This is a genomic window from Stenotrophomonas sp. 2YAF22 (assembly GCF_052114665.1).
Taxonomy (GTDB): Bacteria; Pseudomonadota; Gammaproteobacteria; order Xanthomonadales; family Xanthomonadaceae; genus Stenotrophomonas; species Stenotrophomonas indicatrix.
The window spans coordinates 1-3806 of sequence record NZ_JBFRFE010000426.1; the positions used below are offsets into that span (position 1 = coordinate 1).

At 64.9% G+C, this 3806-nt stretch carries 4 protein-coding genes; 2 read left to right on the top strand and 2 right to left on the bottom strand.

Annotated features, from left to right (window positions below; translation table 11 throughout):
- Positions 1 to 1567: methyl-accepting chemotaxis protein (locus AB4Y84_RS15770; protein ID WP_442250412.1), on the top strand; the 1567-nt coding region annotated here is incomplete at its 5' end.
- 72 nt (positions 1568 to 1639) lie between these two features.
- Here AB4Y84_RS15770 and AB4Y84_RS15775 read toward each other — a convergent pair.
- A complete protein-coding gene (locus tag AB4Y84_RS15775; protein WP_025879013.1) occupies positions 1640 to 2026 on the bottom strand; it encodes a DUF2628 domain-containing protein in 387 nt (128 codons plus the stop codon).
- Positions 2027 to 2242: 216 nt separating this feature from the next.
- Here AB4Y84_RS15775 and AB4Y84_RS15780 point away from each other — a divergent pair, with 216 nt between their 5' ends.
- Complete coding sequence (locus AB4Y84_RS15780) at positions 2243 to 2413, top strand: hypothetical protein (RefSeq protein ID WP_165933884.1); 171 nt, start codon at positions 2243 to 2245, stop codon at positions 2411 to 2413.
- 58 nt (positions 2414 to 2471) lie between these two features.
- Here the strand turns inward: AB4Y84_RS15780 and AB4Y84_RS15785 are convergent.
- Positions 2472 to 3806, bottom strand: a 1335-nt coding sequence (locus AB4Y84_RS15785) for a TonB-dependent receptor domain-containing protein (RefSeq protein ID WP_442250413.1), incomplete at its 5' end; no start/stop codon positions are given.

Genomic DNA, 3806 nt, shown 5'->3' on the forward strand with positions numbered 1-3806 from the left:
GCTACTGTGGATCATCCTGCTGGTGGGTGTGGTGGCTGCGCTGGTACTTAGTGGCGGTGTCTACCTGCTGCTGCAGCGCCTGGCCGTGCGACCGCTGGCGCAGGCGGTGCGTATCGCCGGCGACGTGGCTGCGGGCAAGCTGGATACTGCCATGCCGGCGCTGGGCAACGATGAAGTCGGCCGCCTGCTGGACGCCATGCAGGGCATGCGTGGCCAGCTGCAGGCGGTGATGGCCGCACAGGCGGAGATGGCGCGCCGCCATGATGCCGGTGAAATCAGCTACCGCATGGATGCCTCGGTGTTCCCGGGCGAATATGGCCGCATGGTGGCCGACAGCAACCAGCTGGTGGCCGACAGCAATACGGTCACCCAGCGCCTGGTCGAGGTGATGCAGCGCTACGCGGTGGGCGACCTGAGCGTGGACATGGACGCACTGCCGGGCGAAAAGGCGGTTTTCACCGCTGCCATGGCAACCACCAAGACCAACCTGGCGGCGATCAACGAACAGATCCAGCAGCTGGCCGCTGCGGCGGCGGCAGGCGATTTCGCGGTGCGTGGCGATGCCCAGCGCTTCGAGCATGACTTCCGCCGCATGGTGGAAACGCTCAACACCATGATGCAGGTCAGCGACCAGAACCTGGCTGCGCTGTCGACGCTGCTGCGCGCCATCGCCGCCGGTGACCTGAGTACACGGATGGAGGGTGACTTCCACGGCGTGTTCGCGGTGATGCGCGACGATGCCAACAGCACCGTGCAGCAGTTGACCCAGATCGTCGGCCAGATCCAGCAGTCTGCATCCAGCATCCGCCTGGCCGCAGGCGAGATCGCGTCGGGCAACAGCGACCTGTCACGCCGTACCGAGCAGCAGGCGGCCAACCTGGAAGAGACCGCCGCGTCGATGGAGGAACTGACCTCCACCGTGCGCCAGAACGCCGATCATGCCCTTCAGGCCAACAAGCTGGCGGCCTCGGCCGCAGGCGTTGCCAGCGAAGGCGGGCAGGTGGTCAGCCAGGTGGTGCAGACCATGGAGCAGATCGAGACCTCTTCGCAGCGCATTGCCGAGATCATCTCGGTGATCGATGGCATCGCTTTCCAGACCAACATCCTGGCCTTGAACGCGGCGGTGGAAGCGGCGCGCGCCGGTGAACAGGGCCGTGGCTTTGCGGTGGTCGCCAGCGAAGTGCGCGCGCTGGCACAGCGCTCGGCGGGCGCGGCCAAGGAGATCAAGGAGCTGATCGACGCCTCGGTCGGCCATGTCGGCGCCGGCGCGCAGCTGGTGCACGGTGCGGGCCGCACGATGCAGGAGATCGTCGGCCAGGTCGGCCGGGTCAACGAGATCATGGCCGAGATTTCGGCCGCCTCGCGCGAGCAGTCGGCCGGTATCGAGCAGGTCAACCAGACCGTGGTGCAGATGGACGAGACCACCCAGCAGAATGCTGCGCTGGTGGAAGAAGCCACCGCTGCGGCGCGGGCGATGGAAGAACAGGCCGAGCAGCTGGCGGTGGCGGTGTCCCGCTTCCGCCTGCAGGCCGACACCCGACCGGCTGCCGCGTTGCGCGCCGCCTGAGCCGGGGCATGAACGACGACGCCCGGCCAAGGCCGGGCGTCGATGTGCCACTGCGTACGTGGTGCGCTGGGCTTAGAACATGCCTTCGAAGGGGTTCCAGCTGGTGTTGCCCTTCACCTGTTCCAGGTAGTAGCTGTAGTTGGTGCTCGAGGCGACCAGGAAGTTCATTGCGATGAACAGTGCGCGGGCCACGATGTCCGGCAGCACCAGGCTGACCGCGATCAGCACGATGTTGATGCCGATCACCACCAGCGCCTTGCGCCACATGCCCAGGATGAACAGATAGATCGCGCCGAAGAAGAAGGCGAAGAAGTTCAGGTTGATCTTCAGGCGGTCGCCGAAGGACAGCGCCTTCCAGGCCTGCTTGAAGCCGGGCTCCTTGGGAGCGCCGTGCTGCTGGAAGAAGTTGAAGCGGAACTGCCACTTCGGGCTGAAGCGGGTCAGGTCAACGGTGTTCATTTATAGGGACTTCCCTGTTAGGAAAACGTTTTCATGATAAGTGAGTCACATTCAGCAAACCAGCTTGGAGCGTCAAAAATGTGACGTTCCTACGGCAAAGGGCTTGCGTCCCGGCGCCGCACCGTCACCCATCCGCCTTGTTTTTAGGATAGGGTGCGCAGTTCCGCTGCCACCCCGGTTGTTCACGGGTAGCAGCGGTATGTCCATGGAGGTTGCATGACCACACCAGCTACACCGGAAAACGCACCCGGACCGGTGCTCCTGCCGACACCCGAAGTGGTGCAGGCACAACAACTGCTCGCCCGCCAGCAACTGGCGGTGGCGATGGACCGTGCACGCATCGCGGCCAGCCGCGACGCTGCAACGGCTGTACTGGAAAACGACTGAGCCTGGAAAAAGCCGCCACGATCGCGCTGGCCTGCTGCCAGCGCGATCGCAGTGCGCATCAGAAGCGCGCGGTCATGCTGAGGAAGTAGCTGCGGCCGGCGACGAAGTAGTCGGTGGCGCCGTCGGCGTACAGCTTCTTGTCGGCCAGGTTGCTGACGCCGCCACGCAGGGTCAGTACATCGTTGACGTTCCAGGCCGCGGTCAGGTCATACAGCGTGTAGGCCTTCAGGAAGGTGCTGACCACGCCGGTCTGCTTGCCGGTGTACTGCGCCGACAGGCTGCTGGAGAACACCGTGTTCGGCGTCCAGTCCAACGACGAATAGCCTGAGAACTCCGGGGTGTCGATCAGGTTGCGGCCAGTGGTCAGGTTCTTGGCTTCCTTCATCCAGGTCGCCGACGTGCGCCAGCGCCAGTGATCGCCGAAGCGGAAGTTGAGGTTGCCTTCCATGCCGCTGGTGCGCGCGCGCTGCACGTTGCTCATGCGCGTCCACCAGTAGCCGTTGAAGAAGCCCAGCGCTTCATACTCGATCTTGTTCCTGAAGTCGGTATGGAAGTAGGTCAGGCCGGCGTCGACCAGATCGTTGTCGAAGCTGACGCCGATCTCGCGGTTGGTGCTGGTTTCCGGGTCCAGGTCCGGATTACCGGCCATGTAGCAGCCGCCACGCACGTAGCCGAGCGGATACAGCGAGGTGCAGCCGCGTCCGCCGGACTGGGTCGCCGCGCTGGGCGAATTCTCGGTCAGGCTCGGCGCGCGGAACCCCTTGGACACGCCGCCACGGATCGTCCACTGCTCGCTCGGGTGCCAGACCAGGTAAGCACGCGGACTGACATGGCTGCCGAACTGTTCATGGTGGTCCAGGCGCGCGCCCAGGGTCAGTGCCAGGGTGCGGTGCAGCTTCAGCTCGTCTTCGACGAACAGCGCCCAGGTGTCCACTTCCAGGCTGGAGCCGACCACCGGGTTGCCGGCGTAGTCAATTGGTGCCTGGCCGATGGTGTCGGTGTTGGTCAGCTCCTGCCGCTTCCACTGGCCGCCCACCGCGAACTGGTGGTCCACGCCCAGGGTGAAGGGCGTGCTCAGGCTGCCTTCGATGATCGTATCGGTTGCCTCGGAGCGACCGGTGGCGCCGATGTCGTTCTTGTACTCGGTCCAGTACGCGCTGAGCTTGGAGGTGCCGAACTCCCACTTGCCGTCGTGGTTCAGCGCCAGCGAACTGCGCTTGAGCTCACTGGCACCCCATGCGCCCTCGTCCTGCTTTTCCAGCGCCTGGGCGATGAAGGCCTGCTGCACGCCGTGGCCAGCTTCCAGCGACACCTCCTGTGCCTCGCTCAGCTTCCACTGCAGCAGCGCGTCGACATTGCGGTCCTTCTCACCGGCGTAGGCGTTGCCGTACAC